This is a genomic window from Mariniflexile sp. (assembly GCF_041583155.1).
Taxonomy (GTDB): domain Bacteria; phylum Bacteroidota; class Bacteroidia; order Flavobacteriales; family Flavobacteriaceae; genus Mariniflexile.
This window is the reverse complement of sequence record NZ_JBFHGK010000011.1, coordinates 54,135-70,329: the sequence shown is the minus strand read 5'-3', so window position 1 is coordinate 70,329 and position 16,195 is coordinate 54,135. Positions and strand designations below refer to the sequence as shown.

Below are 16,195 nucleotides of genomic sequence, written 5' to 3'. Positions count from 1 at the left end.
AATTTACTTTAGATTAATTAGTTTTTACCATTTCATTTTTACTTAGTTTAAAGAACAGTAATTGAATTATCAACAAAGAAATCATGGCAATAATTTGCATATGAACCACTTGCTCTAAACTGTCGTGAAAAAACACCACCAGAAACATTTGTAGCATCCCAAAAACACCTGAGATAATTACAGGGATATACTTATCTAACGACAAATAGTAATAAGCAAAAATATTAGATACGGCAAACATACCAGTTGCTATAGCATATTGCCATAATAATGGGGCCATTGGCAAATAGCTTTCACCAAATAAAAGGGTAATCATAAGTTTGGGAACTATGGCACAAGCCACGACTATAACTAATGCGATAGATGCAATATAACCCACGTATTTAAATAGAATTGGGGCCGTTGGTTTTCCTTCCTTATTTAATTGAATTACCGTTGGAAGCAGTAACATAACGAACATCCAAGCAATAAAATATACAATACGACCTATTAATGCAAGGGATGCATACAATCCAGCTTCATAAGATTCAAAATAATGTTTAACCAATAAAATATCACTATTATTGATAATGATTTGAGTCAATTCATAAAATGCCGTCAAAATAAAAAAGCTTCTAATTTGTTTTGAATGGGAGGTTTCTATTGCACTTGTTTTAAGAGAAATATTTTCCGTTTTAAAAGGCAACAATCCGAATAGGAATGAAATTAAAATACCTATGGCAATAATGACAGACGACTGCATATCAATAAGAAATATCAATCCCAAAGTAATTATAAGTCTGCTTATCATTTCTCCCTGATAAGTAATAGATAATAACTTAAACTCCTTTTTTCCTTGAAAAACACCCCGGTTCACACTCATTAGAAAATAGAATGGAACACCCACACCAAATATAATAAACATGGTTGATGAGGATGTATTGAAAACCACTTGTAATTCTTTAGCAAAAACGATGATTAATAGACCAGAAATCAAGCCAACTATAAAAGCGTTTTTATACACTTTTGAAACAAAACTCTTAAAAACGGATCCTTCAAATAACACCGAAAATTTAGCAGTAACTAATTGATAGGTCATTGCCACAAACGATAACACTAACAAAAATGTAATTAATACCGCCGCATCTGCAAATTGTTCTGGTCCGAGCAATCGTCCTAAAATAAGGTTATATAAATAGTTACCGCCGTTAACCACTAAAACACTTAGCATAAAGAGTTGCTCTGGTGCAATTTTTTTTGATCTTATAATTGAAATTATCTGGTTCATTGGGGCTGTTATTGTTTCTCATGCAAATATCACTTAAGAATCCGTAATTTGCTTGTAAATTTCGTTCAGTTGCGGTTTGCTGTAGACGAATGATTGGATTGGATTGATTAACTTGCAGTATGATAAAAACCATCCAGATGTCCTTTAAAAATTATCTTAAGGTATGCCTTATACTTTTTACTTCATTTGCATATACTCAGGAAATGCAGGAAGGCTTCACCTATTTAGAAACAGGAAATTACGCCAAGGCAGAAACTTTTTTCAAGAACATATTACAGGATTATCCTAACAATAAAACCGCTAAACTTTGTTATGGGCGTGCGGTAGGTTTATTAGGAAACTCAAAAGAAGCTGTTTCTATTTTTAACGATTTACGGGAAACTTACCCAGAAGACTATGAAGTAAAATTAAACTATGCGGAATCATTACTTTGGAGTAAAAATTATGAAGGGGCAAAAACCTATTACGAAGGTTTAATTAAAGAAAATAACCAAAGTTTCTCTGCTCTTCTAGGTTATGCCAATACACTTTCCAACCTAAAATTATATGACGAAGCTTTAATTTATGTAAATAAAGCTTTAAATGTTTCACCAGGAAATGAAAACGCCCTAACATCTAAAAAGTTTATTTATCTGGGACACGCCTATCAAAACCAGCAAGCTCAAAATTATAATGAAGCGGAACGGTTGTTAAAGGAAAACCTAAATCTTTTCAATAATGACAAAGAGACTTTATTGAATTTAGCCAACTTATATTTAATTGCAAATAAATTAGAAGCTGCCAAAACCACCTATAATTTATTGGCAAATAATCCAGAAAACAAACTTATGGCTTTAAATGGTTTAGCATTGGTGGCTCACCTAAATGGTAAAGAAAAAGAAGCGTTAAAGCTAAGTGAACAAGCTTTTTTAAGTTTAGGATCAGGAACCGATTCAAAATTAGTACAACCAACGACCGAACGCTACATACAAGCCTTAATTTGGAATAAAAAGTATAAAACAGCTAACACCCTAATTTCAAATTTGATAGAAGATAAGCCTAACGAAAATTGGCTATTGGCCTTACGCGCTACTTTAAATATTTATAAAAGTGATTTTAAGAGAAGTGTTACCGATTATAACCAAATTTTAGAAAATGACAGCAGTTCATTTGATGGCAACCTCGGAAAAGCAAATGCATTAAAAGCTATTGGTTTTTATGATGAAGCTTACAAATCGGCAGAAAATACCTTAACTTTTTACAACAATCAAAAAGATGCATTAAATTTCATTAAAACTCTAAACACAAATTTTACTCCTTTTTGGGAAACAAAAATGTCTTATTCTTTTGATAACGGTGACAATGAAGCTTACGCCATACAAACAAACTTAGAGTTTCCAACCTCAACAAAATTTAAATGGTTGGCAAATTATGGCTACAGAACAACCAGCAATAAAGTAACCGACAATGATGCTACTTCAAACGATTTTTCTTTAGGATTTGGATATCAACTCCTGCCCAACATTATATTTAAAGGTACCGCAGGTGTAACCTCAGCAAAAGCAAACACTAGTGATTATACGCAGTTAGTAACCGATATTACTTTTAACATAAAACCATTTAAATTACAAGTTTTGGATATTGGCTATAAAAGCGAAATACAAAGTTTTAATGCCGAATTATTAGATCGGGAAATTGTAATGAATAATCTATATGCTAATTATAACTTAAGTACAAATTTTAATTTAGGTTGGTTTACACAGTATTTTTATACCTGGCAAAATGACGACAATAACAGAAATCTATTATTCACTTCGTTGTATTATAACATCATGAGCAAACCATCATTAAAAGCTGGTTTAAACTACCAATACATCACCTTTAAAAACCAAGTGCCAACTATTTATTTTAGTCCCGAGAAATTTAATGCTGCCGAAATATTTGTAAACCTTATAAAAGACGAAGCTATTACAAAGTCAAACGAATGGTTTTACGAATTAACCGCTGCCACAGGATTACAATATATTGAAAATGATAGCAGCCAAAGTACTTACCGGATTCAGGGAAAACTGGGGTACAAGTTTACAGAACGCAGTTTATTAAACCTTTATGGTACCCGAAGTAATATTGCTTCGGCTACTGCTGCTGGTTTTACGTTTAGTGAAATTGGATTAAGATTTAAGTGGTATTTATTTAATTCACCTGTTTTTAGGAACTAAGGTTTGGTTAATTGAAAAACTATATACTTGAGTACTAAAATTTCCAAAAGAAAATTAGATGCAAGCTAACTTTGGGTAGGATACAAATAGTAGTTTTTTGTAAAAACTGTTAACCAATATTTTTTATTGTTCCATTAATTTCTTTAGCTATAAGTTTAGCCGACTCATTTAATTTTGGTTTAAAAAAGCGCGAAATCCTTCTTTGAATTTTTAGCGTTAAAAATGCCAGTCCGAAAATTATTATTGGAATTAAATAAGTTAAAAAGTCGGTTGATTTATTAGCCGCAATAATAATTAAACTAACACCTAAAAAAATGATTAATAAAGCATTTGAGACCGTAGCATAGTTTGGACTATTATCTGAAATAGTCATCTTTACCACAGTAATGTTATTATTTTTAATGATTTTTCCTTTAACAATTATGTTTGTATTATAATTTGTAGAACCCTGGAAAATATCGTTATTAAAAGAGCCAACAAGTTTTCCTTTAAAAATATGATTAGCATTACTAAAAAGTTTATCCATTTTTTCTCGAACAACAGAAAGGTCCGTTTCTGTTTCTATGGAATAATTTTCAACCTTGTTTGCCATTATCCTTATCTGCTTGTTTCTTCAAGTTATACGTGCTCCAAATTGCAATAAATAATCCAAAGAGGCCAGCTCGAGATATAAACTTCCATATCCTGAAATCTTGTCCGGCAGCATAATCAGATCCAGCCATTAGTCCCGCAAAAATAATTCCAGAAAGCAAACCCGATTTAATTATAGCCTTAGTTTGTGCATTCATAATTTTCAAATTATATATCCTTATTTCAGGACAAGTCATATTTAGTCATTCTATTTTTCTTTGAATTTCTTTGTTCATAGGTTTCTATAAATAACTTACAGCTAAAGAATAAGAATAAATCGTATAAAAAGCCACTTATATTTAAGACGAAATATACCACAAATAAAAATAAAAAAGGCAAAAAACTTTCGTCTTTTGCCTTACTACGAAGAGCAATTTGCTATTAATTAATCTACGAGTAGTTTTATTGTATTGTAGGTAGCTTGGTTGCTTTTAATATTACAGATATACAATCCTGAACTAAGTGTTCCTCTTTTTAAGGAGATGTAATTATTTCCTTTTGCAGCAGTAAATGGTATTTGTTTTACTAAATGTCCCAATTGGTTATAAATTAATAACTCTACAGTATCGGTTGTGCCCGAGTTAAAGTGGATACTTGTTTGACTTGACATAGGATTAGGAATTGCCACTGCTTCTAAACCTGCAGTATCATTCACATTATCAACTGATAATGATTTACTGTTTGAAAATCGTAATTGCTTCAAGGTCATCTCTTTGGTAACTTCTTCTCCGTTTTCGGCAAGCATTGTAAATACAATTGAGGTAACATCTGTAACATCCATAGCCTGGCCATTAATGGATTCAAATTCCGAAAAAAGTAAACTATAGTTAGTTAGATTTTTCGTTAAGTCAATCGTTGTTTTATATTGCGTTTCCCAACTATTAACACTTGCTTTTACCAACCTTACAATTAGAGTTCCTGTTCCTTTTGCTTCTAATTGTAAGCTGTTGAAAGCCGATAAATCTATTGGATTAAACTTAGGAGTTAAAGCTCGGTAAGCAGCAATATATTCACTAGTTATTGCTTTTAAATAGATATTACGTTCTATTGGATAATCGGTAGTTTCAAATGAGTTTTCATTAACTTCAACACTATAATTGGTTACTAGTGTGGTTGGAGCAGCATCATCATATCCCCAAGGACCATCGGACATGAATAAATCATCTGGTGTTTGAATTCCATCTCCAATTCTAAACCCTATATCAAATAAATTACCTGCTTCTACTTCTACTTCTGAAATGTAAGCGCCATTTAAGGCAATGGTAGTAGATACATATTCAACAACATCGGTTTCAGTGCTTCTTAAGCCGCCATCAAAAGTTACAAACTCACTCCTATTGGTATTAACAATTTGTAAATCTAGAATACCATTATGGTACGCTCCTTTTCTAACAAATACAGTAGGCGGTGTTGAATTACTATAATTTGAAATCGGCTTCTGAACATCTAAAAGTCGTAATAACTCTTCACCAAGATTTACTAAATCATCTAAAGAACTAGACCAGATTTGGAAATTATAAAACCCAACGTTATTAGTGTATTTATCGAGATTCCAATGACTTTCAATTTCAAAATTTGAATCATTATTTACTGTTTTAGCAGATAGACTTAAAACAAACTCCAACGAACCATCTATATTTCTAATTAAGGCTTTTATAAATTGTTGTTCTCTAATTTCGATGGTTGACACAGCAATTAATTCAGCTCCTAATAAACGATCACAAATATATTTTGTATGCTCGTAAACACCCTTGTTGGTTTCTAGTACTAGCACAGAGGCGATTGCTTCATTGTTTCTAATATAATCTACAGAATATACATTGCTTGCATTAGTAATATCAACTAAATCACTTGGTGACGATTCCACTACTGCATCTTCCTTAATAACGTCCATAGGTACAAAATCAGATAGCTGTAATGCCACTTTGCTTGAAGCAGATTTACCATATTTAGATGTTTTAGTAAAGCGTTTTGCTGTACTTTTATCAAAATTATAATTGCTCTTGGTTCTGTTGAAGTTACGTTTACTTATTTGTTCTGATAGTCGGTTATTACTTTCCAAACCTCCAGCATTAGCACTTGACGAACGAGACACTTGTAGCACAGCACAACCAGAATATTCAGAACAAGATGGGTCTTCACAATCAATTAAACCATCACCGTCATCATCAATACCATTATCACAAATTTCTTGAGGTACTGGGGCTGTTGGGCAACGAGCACCATCATTTTGAGAACTTGATGGACCATAAGCAAACAAACTCGATTCCATAGGTACCGACCCATTTAAATCCTGAACATTCTTAATAACATAAATAGTTCCTGTTTGGTTTGATGACACATAAAAACGACCTGAAGCATCAAAATATACAGCACCATAAGTGTAATTTAAACCTGAAAGTACCGGTACTTCTCCCAAATTTTCCATTCGTCCCGTTTCCGCCTCAATTCTAAATAATATATTCGTTTTTTTCTCTACGGCGTATAGTTTACTATCTACGGCATTAAATGCCCAATCATGAATATTTATGCTTTGCTGTAAATTTAGGGTTTCAATATACCTTCCGTAATTATTAGAATCTGGGTTTAAATTGACTGTATAATACGTTGTTCCACCTCCCTTTAAATAATAGATGCCTTTGGAATTAACATCGCCTACATAGCGGTTTGAATCGGGCAATTCATCAATATAAAAAGTGGTAGTTTTAAAGTTCTTACCTATGCGAACAATCGTTTTACTTGGTGTACTTAGCGAACCCCATATATAACCATCTGCTGGATTGTATGCTGTGGCATTAATATTTCCTTCGGTAATATTGCTAGCTACAGCGTATGAATTTCCTGAAGCTAAATCGATGGAATAAACATCATTGTATTGAAATAAGTAAGCGCTGTAATCGCAATTAAAAGGTACGTCTTGGGCTTGAATTGTTAGGTAAAAAAGGAAAAATACAAGTAATGTTTTATTCATGATATAATAATTTATACCACAAAGCTATCGTTATAAAAGGTGTTAAATATTAATTTTCGGTGGATGAAAAATATGTGTAGACGAATGGAAAGTTGATAGGGTTAAGCTATTATAGCAAATTTAAACGATTCATTAATTCTGGTCGATTTGAACGACTTACAGGAATCACATCATTTTTAATTAAAACACTATTATCTTCAATGTCAATTATTTTTTTGGTGTTGATTATGTACGATCTGTGAACTTTTAAAAACAAACTATCTGGTAATTTATCTTCAATTTTTTTTAAGGTAGAATGAACAGTGTAATTTTTAGTTTCCGTTTTAATTAAAATATAATCGCCCTTGGCTTCCACCATATAAATACTTGGGATATCAATTTTTATAAGCCTTCTGTCTATATTCACATATAAATCGTTTCCTGAAGAAGACACATCTTTATCATCAACAGCAGGTTCTAAGGTTCTACCAACTTCTGTTTTTTCAGCTTTAATTATAGCTTTTTCAAAACGTGGTAACAAAATAGGTTTCACCAAATAATCTACAATACAATCGTACTCAAAAGCCTCAATTGCAAATTTGGCGTCGGATGTTGTTAAAATAATTTTAGGTGGATTTTTTAAGGTTTGTATAAAATCAAATCCTGTAAAATCTGGCATATGGATATCTAAAAAAATTAAATCAACTTCATGCTGATTTAAAAATTTAATCGCTTGAATTGCATTAGGAAATTCCTCTAAAATATTAAGGCTTTTTATATTTGAGCACAATTGAGTAATTATAGCTCTGGCTGTGGCCTCATCATCAATAATAATACAATTCATAAATTAACATTATAAGGTAGTTATAAAGTCCGTCATGGTTTGAAGTATATTCTCAAATTCTTCTTTACCTGCTGTATTGTTTTCTAATAAATTTTCTTCGTAGTTTACAGCCACTTCATAACTCTTTTCGAGTCCTAAAATACTAATTTTATGTTTAAGTTTGTGTACATTTTCCGCTGCTAATTTAAAATTTTTACATTTATAGTTATCAAAATACACCTGTTTCTCTTCCGGAAATTCCTTTTTTATAACATCTATCAATTTTTGCTTGAATACATTATCATCTCCTGATAATTGATTTATATAAGATAAATTAGGTTGTTCCATGAGTTTCTTTTTTTAATGTGAAATAAAAGGTAGTACCGATACCCAATTGCGATTCTAACCAAATGCGACCACCATAAATATCAACAATCTTTTTAACTATTGATAAACCTATTCCGGTGGATTGCGGATCGTTCTCTAGTTTTCCAAAGGTTTCAAAAATTTTTTCAAAGTAAGCAGCATCTATACCCTTGCCATTATCCTTTATGTAGAATTTCCAAAAATCGCTTTCATCTTCGCAACCAATTTCTATAAGCCCACTAGCTTTATCATTGTATTTTATGGCATTATCTATAATATTTTGAAATAATTGCTGCAATCTGTATTTTCCACCTTTAACTATAGGTAATTTTGATGTTTTTTTAATTGAAACGGTATCTGGAATGAAGATACTTTCTAAGATACTATCTACTAATTTATCAGTATCTACCTCGTATAACTCAATTTTGTTCTTGCTTATGGTTGTATAATCCAAAATGCCACTAATTAAATTATCCATTTTTTCTACGTTGTTACGTATTAAATCAAGACTTTCATTTCCAGCAGTTCCTAGTTTATCTTTGTAATCTTCCTTCAACCAAGCAGTAAGGGCATCAATACTCCGTAGTGGTGATTTTAAATCGTGTGAAACCATATGTGCATAATCACTTAACTCCTGGTTTTGCTCTGCAAGTTTTTGTAAAACCTTTTCTCGTTGCGCATTAATTTCAATGATATCTTTTGTTTGACTATCTAAATAATTAACCAAATTTAATCCACTTAATTCTGAATTATCGGCATTATCATTTTCAGACAAATCATAAACTTTTAATGTATTAATTACACTTTTTAAAACATCAATAAGTTCTTGTTGTTCTTTTGCTTCTTTTTGTAGTTTTTTATTGGCGGTGAATAATTCTTCTGAACTAATACTCATTGCACGCTGCAACATGGCAAAATGTTCGTCATAATTATTATAAGATTTATTTACGGAATCTATAAACAATTCAAGCCCAGGAGTAATAGACTCTTGTTTTAAATATTTTCTTAATTGTCTTTTTAATAATGAATTCATTATTCGCTTAGTAATGTTACCGTCATGGTTTGATTATGTAGTTGGCAAGACACCTCGCCATGAAACGGTGCTATTTCTCCATAGGAGTAAAACCCTGTAACAGCAATGTCATCTCCAATAACCTGTGTAACTTCCTCAATTTCTTCTTCTACGCGTTGATCTAAAACTAACTTTCTTCCAATACAGCTTACTAACATGGCTAACTCAGGTTTCTTTTCACGTAAATCCAACGCTTGTTTTGCTGCCCTTTCCGAAGCATTTGCTATATTATCCACATTGGTCATCATGAGTTGTACTTTTGAGTTTTCTGGAATGTCTCCTGCTAAAATCATGGCATTTTTAGCTTCGTCAATATTAATAATGGTTCTTACGATAGACTGTTTATCACTTGAGGTTTTTACATTTAAGGGGTATAGCAAAGCGGCACTTGGCAATTCCTTAGATTTTTCTCCTAGATATTTTTTGTAAATATCCAAGGCAGGTAAATTATCTAATTCATACAGAATATTTCCTTCCGATTTGGTAACCATACGCTCCGGCCCAAAAGGCGTCCATCCACCATAAATAGAAAATGAAACTTCTAAAGAGTCTCCATAAAAGCCAATAGCTACAATTTCACCTGGTTTTGGGTTTTCATTATATGAAGCAATCGTTTTCTCAAACCTATCGGAGTCTCCGCACAAAGCTCCCGTAATTAATAAGTTATTTTCGGTTGCCTGATTCATACCTTTAGTTAAGGCACTACCATTTATAAAACTACCTTCTGATACTACAAAAGCATATTTAAGCCCTTCTTTTGGAAACTGATTTATTAAATCATGTCCTGTTTTAAAGCTATCAAAATCAACATTTAAAACATTGCTCGTTTTAACGATAAAAGAAGTTTTTTCAAATTCTATAGCTGTAATGGTTATGGCATTTTCATTTACAGAATTTGCTGTAATATCTGCACAAGAGGAACCAAAAACAATCTCGCCGTCTGGAAATAATGCTTTAATTTCAGCATAAATGGTTTCGTTATCTAACAAATATCTGTTTCCGAATACTAGTACTAACGGTTTAATAAGCTTTATTTTTTCGCTTAAATATTTCCAATCTTGCGTATTACTTTTTGTTAATTGTACAATTTTCATATTATTTTTTTATCGTGAAATAAAAGGTGGTCCCTACATTGGGTTCGCTTTCTAACCAAATCTCACCATTGTGTAATTCTATAATCTTTTTAACTATAGATAAACCAATTCCCGTGGAATCTTTGCTTTTGTTAAGTGCATGAAATATTTTAAATATTTTTTCATGAAATTTCTCTTCAATTCCTATACCATTATCTTTAATTGAAAACTGATAATGAGTTGCTAATTCTTCAACATTGATGTCAATAATTCCAACTTCCTTATCTATAAACTTAATGGCATTACTTATAAGATTCTGAAACAATTGTTGCAGTTTAATTTTATTACCATTAATTGTTGGCAGTGTACTTAAAATATTTATATGCACATGACTGGGAACATATAGAATTTTTAATAAATCCATTACCATGTCATTAATATTTACTTCCTTTTTACTTGTTTCTCCTGCTCCTATACTAGAATATTCTAAAACATCGGTAATAAGTTGTTCCATCTTCTCTAAAGTCGATTCAATAAGGGCAAAATTTTGAAGACTCGACTCGTCCAATTTATCTTTATTGTCAGCTTTCAACCAACTTACCAAGGCATTAATACTGCGTAAAGGAGACTTTAAATCGTGGGAAACAACATGGGCATATTCATGTAATTCATTATTACTTTTTTCTAACTTTTTTAATAAATTTTCCTTTTGAAGTTGCAGATTTTTAATTTCAGTTATATCAAAATTTATACCTATTGACCCCTTAATTTCGCCATTTAAATCGTAATTCGGAGCACCACTTACTAGCCAATGTCTAACTTCCCCCTGTTTATTTTTAATTCGTAATTCGTATAACTCTGTTTTACCTTTTTTACGGTCTTTTACTTTTTTATTAATAATCGGTTGATCTTCAATTATAGGCAGTAAATCTTTTCCTTTTATGCCTATAAGTTCTTCTTCTGAATACCCCGTCATATTCACAAAACTTTGATTAACCATCAAAATTCTGTCACTAAGATCAACTTCCACCAAACCTAAATTCATATTAGAAATAATGTTGTAATATTTCTGTTTTTCCACCTCCAAACGCTTTCTATACGTTCTATTAAGTGTTACATCCTTAAAGGTCCATAAATACCCCTTAGAATGATCTCCTTGTACGATTGGAAGGTAGTTTCGTTCTAATATTTTACCATTAACCATTTCTAACTCATCACCAATTACTGTTTGCTTTAAACTATCTATTTCCCGCATTCTTTCTAAAAAATGATCAGGATCTTTAAATAACACACTGTTTTGTTCTGCAGCCGCTTTACAGTCCATCCCTATTAATTCTATTGGTGAAGCTTCAATATTAAAGAGGTCGGTAAATTTTTTATTGGTAAGTATTATTTTTCTGTTTTCGTCTTCAAGTACTACGCCACTATCTAAATTAAGAATTAATGTGGCTAACCTGTTTTCCGACTCTATTAGTTTTTCCTCTGCTTCTTTATCTTTTGTAATATCTCTTATAATGCCTTGTGCTGCCACAGCAATACCATTATCATAAATAATACTCGCATTTATATGAACTAATTTCTCTAAATTTAAATTTGTAGTTATTTTTATTTCAAAATCGGTTAATGTCCCTTCTTTTAACAAGCCTTTAAAAGAATTTGTAACGCGATCCATATCTTTAGGGCTTACCATTTTCAAAAGGTTATAATCCACCTTATCATCCTTAAAACCTAACAGATTTAAGGCAGCATCATTCATTTTTAAAATGTTGCCAAACAAATCCATTATTAAATAAGCATCTACAATATTTTCAAAAACCCCTTGTAACTGAGAGTCTTTTTGGGTAAGTAAGGTTTCTAATTCAGAATAGGACTTTTCGAGTTTTTGATTTGTTTCATATAATTCGGCTGCTTTTTTCTCTAGAATAGATTCTGCTTGTTTTCTTGCAGCCTTTTCACGTGCAAGTGCACGTTCTAAAATAGCAATTTTACTCTGACCCATTACTTTTTATTAATGATAAACTTCACTGTAGTACCATCCGATTTTAACTTTTCTAACAAAATGGTTGCCTCTGTATTGAAATGCTCGAAAGTTTTATTCATTAAACCCAAACCAAAATGATGCATTGCTCTACTTGACTTGTAAATTAAGGTAAGTGAATTTTCACTTTTTTCAACGACTTCAAAAGTTGGCAATTCGGCATCTGGGTAAATTTTTCTAACTTCTACGTGTATATGATTTTCTATGGAAGCAAGCATCTCTATCGGGTCGTTATAGGTTGCAAATAGCCCTGGATAGCTAGTTTCTAAAACATTAAAAAAATGTTCAGCGTAAACTAATAAAAGTTCATCTATTGATATATTTGTGTTTTCACTAAGATGTTGAAGTAGCTGAAGCATTTCTGAAAATTTATAAGTGCCAACAGACGTATAAATACCTTCCGATTCTAAATTGGATTCATTAATGATTTTGTCAACCATTTCTAACCCAAATTTATCTTCAACTAAATCCAAAAATTCAGTAAAAACTATACCTTTCATTATATTTTTTTTAATTCGTTTATACTCCAATATGCCAAAAGTGTTTCAATTTTTGAAACATAGTCTTCATATTTTAATGGTTTTAATACGTAACCAGCAATTCCTATTTTATAACATTCTAATAAATCCTTTTGATTACTAGATGTTGTTAAAATGATGGTTGGTATGTATCTTAAAACTTCATCCTTTTTAAGAATAGTTAAAAATTCGATACCATTAATTTTTGGCATATTTAAATCTAATAAAATTATGTCAGGTAAATCATCTTTTTTTTCTAAAATTTTTAGGGCTTCTTCACCATTATTAGCTTCTACAATTTTATGATTGAGTTTAAGAGATGAAACTGCTCTATTTAATTTCATAATTTCAATCATATCATCCTCTATAAGCAATATTTTCAAAACGTTTGTCATCATACCCTAATTTTAAGTGAATCACAAAAATAGTTATACTTTATACTCATTTTGATTCACAATCGCCAACAAGGTACTTAGTGTAGATGAATGGTAGATAAGTGTAGTTTAATGGTTTTTTTAATTATTTCACGCTTAAACCAAGTTGAAAGTATAAGTTTACAACGATTTAGTAAGAATCAAAAAGCGACATGATTTCTATAGTTTCCAGAATGTTGTTTTCATATTTATTCCCTTCCAAATCAAAATAAATTCGATATTTTTTGAAGGGTAACATATTAAAATAATTATTAGAAAACTTGCCATGAACAGACGTACTTATCCGAACATCTTTGGCAAACACATTAGAAGATAGCTCGATAATAAACCTGCCTTCTTCTTCTTTTGAAATACTGTACTTGAAGGTTGGTTTTGTTAATTCTAACAGTTTTTCGGTTTCGAAAAGATAAATATTTTCATCAATAACCTCATTATTTTCACCAATTAATTCAGAGACGATTAAGGCGTTTGATCTTTTGTTTTTGGGAATAATTTTATCCCATTCTGTACTAAAATAAACCGTACTTGAATTTAATTTTATATCTATTTCCTTTTCGAATGAGTTTAATAATTCACCGTTAAAATTCAATAATTTCAATTTTAAATTAGCTTTTCGGTCTGCCAATTCATCTGAAACAATATGAAGTTCCAACTGGTTTTTACTTACATAAAACATGGATTTAATTGCTTTATAAAATTCCTTCACTTTAAAATGTGAGGCTTTCCAGTTTCCAAAATAATCGATGGTAGACCAAGATGCTACGGGCCAACAATCATTAATTTGCCAATACAAAGACCCCATACAATAAGGCATATTTCTTCGGTGGGCTTCAATAGCTGTTTGCATGCCTTTGGCCTGTAATAACTGACTTACGTATAAAAATGACTGAAAATCTTTTGGTTTACGGTACATGGAATCCATATAATATTCAATATTTATATTCCCAATAATGGATCGCTGATGCGATTGCATAACCTCAGAATAAATATCCCAATCCGATTCAATAGTATATTTTTTAACCGATTCAAATTCTGGAAAAGATTGGAACCCGTATTCAGACATAAATCTTGGAATGTATTCGTTAAAGGTTGAAAAAGCTTCCTTTTGCCCCCAAACTCTCCAATAATGATAATCGCCCGATGTTAAAGTGGCATCTTCCCCTAATTTAGACATTGGTGATGAAGCCCAATAAAACGTATCTGCATCTAACTCTTTAACTATATCTGGTAAAATTTCATGAAATACATCTGTATAAGCTTTCCAAACTTTAGCTACAATTTCCGGACCTTGGTTATTATACAGATCATTTATCCAACCCCAATTTTTCCAACCTACTAAATTCTCGTTATTGCCGCACCAAAGGGCTAAACTAGTATGATTTCGCAATCTTTTAATATTATATACGGCCTCTTGTTTAACGTTTTCTAAAAACGCTTCGTCTCCGGGATACATGGCACATGAAAACATAAAATCCTGCCAAACTAAAATGCCGTTTTTATCACATAAATCATAAAAAATTTCCTTTTCATAAATTCCGCCTCCCCAAACTCTTATCATATTAAAGTTGGCATCCACCATATCTTTTACAATCTGCTCATAATCAGCAATAGTAACCCTATTTAAAAATACGTCTTGTGGAATGTAATTGGCACCCTTCATAAAAACTGGAAACCCATTTAATTTAAAATAGAAACTTTCTCCAACACTATCCTTTTCTTGAACCAACTCAAGGGTTTTCAAACCAATATTTTTGGAATTTAAAGCAAGAATCTTTGCTCCTTTTTTTAATTCAAAAGTAAATTGATACAATTTTTGATTGCCCAATCCATTTGTCCACCAAAACTCTGGGTTCTCAATTTTTATTGGAATTTCTATTTTGTTACTACCTTTTTTTAAATCCAATTTATGTTTTACAGAATTTACAGAATCAATTTTGATATTTATTAAAGCTTTAAAATCGTGAGTAGCTTCTATCTCCAAAATGGCTATCAAATGCGCCCTATTATTGCTAATCTCAGTTTGTTTAACATAAACATCTGAAAAAGCAGCTTTATTCCAAGCATTTAGTTCAATGTCTTGCCAAATTCCACTAGACACCAACCTTGGTCCCCAATCCCAGCCAAAATGATAACCTGCCTTTCTACTAAAAACAGCCACTTGCTTCTCACCTAATCCGCCATTTTCGGATTGATCGTTTACTGCATTTGGTAATTTATAACCTAAAGCATCACGTTTATCCAAACCTAAACGAATAGGAGAATTCAAAACAATTTTCAAGCTATTACTACCTGATTTTAATAAAGGCTTGACTTTTAGATTATAACCCCTAAACATGTTTTCCGTTATCAAAATCAAAGAATCATTAATATAAATATTGGCGTAGGTATCTAAGCCTTTAAACTCTAATTCAATATTATCTTTTTTTAAAACCCTGTCTTTAATATTAAAATTTGTAGCATATACCCAATCCTTTTTATCTATCCATTGCTGTTTTTTTTCGTTCAACCTGTAAAACGGATCTTCAATAATACCATTGGCAATTAAATCGGTATGAACAGATCCTGGCACATTAGCTTTGAGCCACAATGTGTCTTCTACAGATTTAAATTGCCAATTTGAATCAATTTGCTTAGAAACGTAATTGAACGGGCTCTTACAAGAAGAAAAGCATAATATTAAAACAATGAGTTTTAAATAGGTATTTTTATTATCAAACATGATTTGATTAATGTATTAAAAAAGCGAATTCTTATGAAAAATAATAAAAATTAGCAGCCAAAAAGGAAATGTTACTATGTTTATTTTTTTAGATTTTCGGGTTATAA

Annotated in this window: 13 protein-coding genes; 1 reads left to right on the top strand and 12 read right to left on the bottom strand. The window is 31.3% G+C overall.

The features are described from left to right. Nucleotides 1-13 precede the first annotated feature (13 nt). Complete coding sequence (locus ABYI63_RS06075; protein WP_372754498.1) at nt 14-1,267, bottom strand: oligosaccharide flippase family protein; 1,254 nt, start codon at nt 1,265-1,267, stop codon at nt 14-16. A 137-nt stretch (nt 1,268-1,404) separates the two neighbouring features. Here ABYI63_RS06075 and ABYI63_RS06070 point away from each other — a divergent pair, with 137 nt between their 5' ends. Beyond that, nucleotides 1,405-3,465 carry a tetratricopeptide repeat protein gene (locus tag ABYI63_RS06070; RefSeq protein ID WP_372754534.1) on the top strand — a complete coding sequence of 687 codons (2,061 nt, stop codon included), beginning with the start codon at nt 1,405-1,407 and terminating at the stop codon, nt 3,463-3,465. Between the two features lie 109 nt (nt 3,466-3,574). Here ABYI63_RS06070 and ABYI63_RS06065 read toward each other — a convergent pair whose 3' ends face one another. From ABYI63_RS06065 to ABYI63_RS06015, 11 genes are all read right to left on the bottom strand, one after another. Continuing rightward, a complete protein-coding gene (locus tag ABYI63_RS06065; protein WP_372754496.1) occupies nt 3,575-4,057 on the bottom strand; it encodes a hypothetical protein in 483 nt (160 codons plus the stop codon). Then, a complete protein-coding gene (locus ABYI63_RS06060; protein WP_372754494.1) occupies nt 4,041-4,253 on the bottom strand; it encodes a hypothetical protein in 213 nt (70 codons plus the stop codon). Before ABYI63_RS06060 ends, ABYI63_RS06065 begins: the two co-directional genes overlap by 17 nt. Before the next feature lie 227 nt (nt 4,254-4,480). Further along, nucleotides 4,481-7,066, bottom strand: a complete 2,586-nt coding sequence (locus tag ABYI63_RS06055) for a T9SS type A sorting domain-containing protein (RefSeq protein ID WP_372754492.1) — start codon at nt 7,064-7,066, stop codon at nt 4,481-4,483. Between the two features lie 109 nt (nt 7,067-7,175). Then, the gene (locus tag ABYI63_RS06050) at nt 7,176-7,889 is read right to left on the bottom strand and encodes a LytR/AlgR family response regulator transcription factor (RefSeq protein WP_372754490.1); all 714 of its coding nucleotides are present in this window, start codon (nt 7,887-7,889) and stop codon (nt 7,176-7,178) included. Nucleotides 7,890-7,898: 9 nt separating this feature from the next. Further along, a complete protein-coding gene (locus ABYI63_RS06045; RefSeq protein WP_372754488.1) occupies nt 7,899-8,216 on the bottom strand; it encodes an Hpt domain-containing protein in 318 nt (105 codons plus the stop codon). After that, nucleotides 8,203-9,267 (bottom strand): ATP-binding protein, encoded by a 1,065-nt coding sequence (locus tag ABYI63_RS06040; RefSeq protein ID WP_372754486.1) that lies wholly within the window; start codon nt 9,265-9,267, stop codon nt 8,203-8,205. The genes ABYI63_RS06045 and ABYI63_RS06040 overlap by 14 nt, the downstream gene beginning before the upstream one ends. After that, complete coding sequence (locus tag ABYI63_RS06035) at nt 9,267-10,400, bottom strand: FIST signal transduction protein (protein WP_372754484.1); 1,134 nt, start codon at nt 10,398-10,400, stop codon at nt 9,267-9,269. The genes ABYI63_RS06040 and ABYI63_RS06035 overlap by 1 nt, the downstream gene beginning before the upstream one ends. A 1-nt stretch (nt 10,401) precedes the next feature. Then, nucleotides 10,402-12,378, bottom strand: coding sequence for a PAS domain S-box protein (locus ABYI63_RS06030; protein WP_372754482.1), 1,977 nt, complete (start codon nt 12,376-12,378; stop codon nt 10,402-10,404). Further along, entirely contained in the window at nt 12,378-12,917 is a 540-nt protein-coding gene (locus ABYI63_RS06025) for a heme NO-binding domain-containing protein (protein ID WP_372754480.1), read from the bottom strand. Before ABYI63_RS06025 ends, ABYI63_RS06030 begins: the two co-directional genes overlap by 1 nt. Further along, nucleotides 12,917-13,330 carry a response regulator gene (locus ABYI63_RS06020; protein WP_372754532.1) on the bottom strand — a complete coding sequence of 138 codons (414 nt, stop codon included), beginning with the start codon at nt 13,328-13,330 and terminating at the stop codon, nt 12,917-12,919. Before ABYI63_RS06020 ends, ABYI63_RS06025 begins: the two co-directional genes overlap by 1 nt. Before the next feature lie 169 nt (nt 13,331-13,499). Then, a complete protein-coding gene (locus tag ABYI63_RS06015) occupies nt 13,500-16,088 on the bottom strand; it encodes a glycoside hydrolase family 2 protein (RefSeq protein WP_372754478.1) in 2,589 nt (862 codons plus the stop codon). Nucleotides 16,089-16,195: the final 107 nt, after the last annotated feature.

Excerpts from the sequence above, each read along its gene's own strand:
- ABYI63_RS06020 (WP_372754532.1), bottom strand. The coding sequence starts at position 13,330 with ATGACAAACGTTTTGAAAATATTGCTTATAGAGGATGATATGATTGAA.
- ABYI63_RS06045 (WP_372754488.1), bottom strand. The coding sequence starts at position 8,216 with ATGGAACAACCTAATTTATCTTATATAAATCAATTATCAGGAGATGAT.
- ABYI63_RS06075 (WP_372754498.1), bottom strand. The coding sequence starts at position 1,267 with ATGAACCAGATAATTTCAATTATAAGATCAAAAAAAATTGCACCAGAG.
- ABYI63_RS06040 (WP_372754486.1), bottom strand. The coding sequence starts at position 9,267 with ATGAATTCATTATTAAAAAGACAATTAAGAAAATATTTAAAACAAGAG.
- ABYI63_RS06050 (WP_372754490.1), bottom strand. The coding sequence starts at position 7,889 with ATGAATTGTATTATTATTGATGATGAGGCCACAGCCAGAGCTATAATT.
- ABYI63_RS06015 (WP_372754478.1), bottom strand. The coding sequence starts at position 16,088 with ATGTTTGATAATAAAAATACCTATTTAAAACTCATTGTTTTAATATTA.
- ABYI63_RS06055 (WP_372754492.1), bottom strand. The coding sequence starts at position 7,066 with ATGAATAAAACATTACTTGTATTTTTCCTTTTTTACCTAACAATTCAA.
- ABYI63_RS06060 (WP_372754494.1), bottom strand. The coding sequence starts at position 4,253 with ATGAATGCACAAACTAAGGCTATAATTAAATCGGGTTTGCTTTCTGGA.
- ABYI63_RS06065 (WP_372754496.1), bottom strand. The coding sequence starts at position 4,057 with ATGGCAAACAAGGTTGAAAATTATTCCATAGAAACAGAAACGGACCTT.
- ABYI63_RS06070 (WP_372754534.1), top strand. The coding sequence starts at position 1,405 with ATGTCCTTTAAAAATTATCTTAAGGTATGCCTTATACTTTTTACTTCA.
- ABYI63_RS06030 (WP_372754482.1), bottom strand. The coding sequence starts at position 12,378 with ATGGGTCAGAGTAAAATTGCTATTTTAGAACGTGCACTTGCACGTGAA.
- ABYI63_RS06025 (WP_372754480.1), bottom strand. The coding sequence starts at position 12,917 with ATGAAAGGTATAGTTTTTACTGAATTTTTGGATTTAGTTGAAGATAAA.
- ABYI63_RS06035 (WP_372754484.1), bottom strand. The coding sequence starts at position 10,400 with ATGAAAATTGTACAATTAACAAAAAGTAATACGCAAGATTGGAAATAT.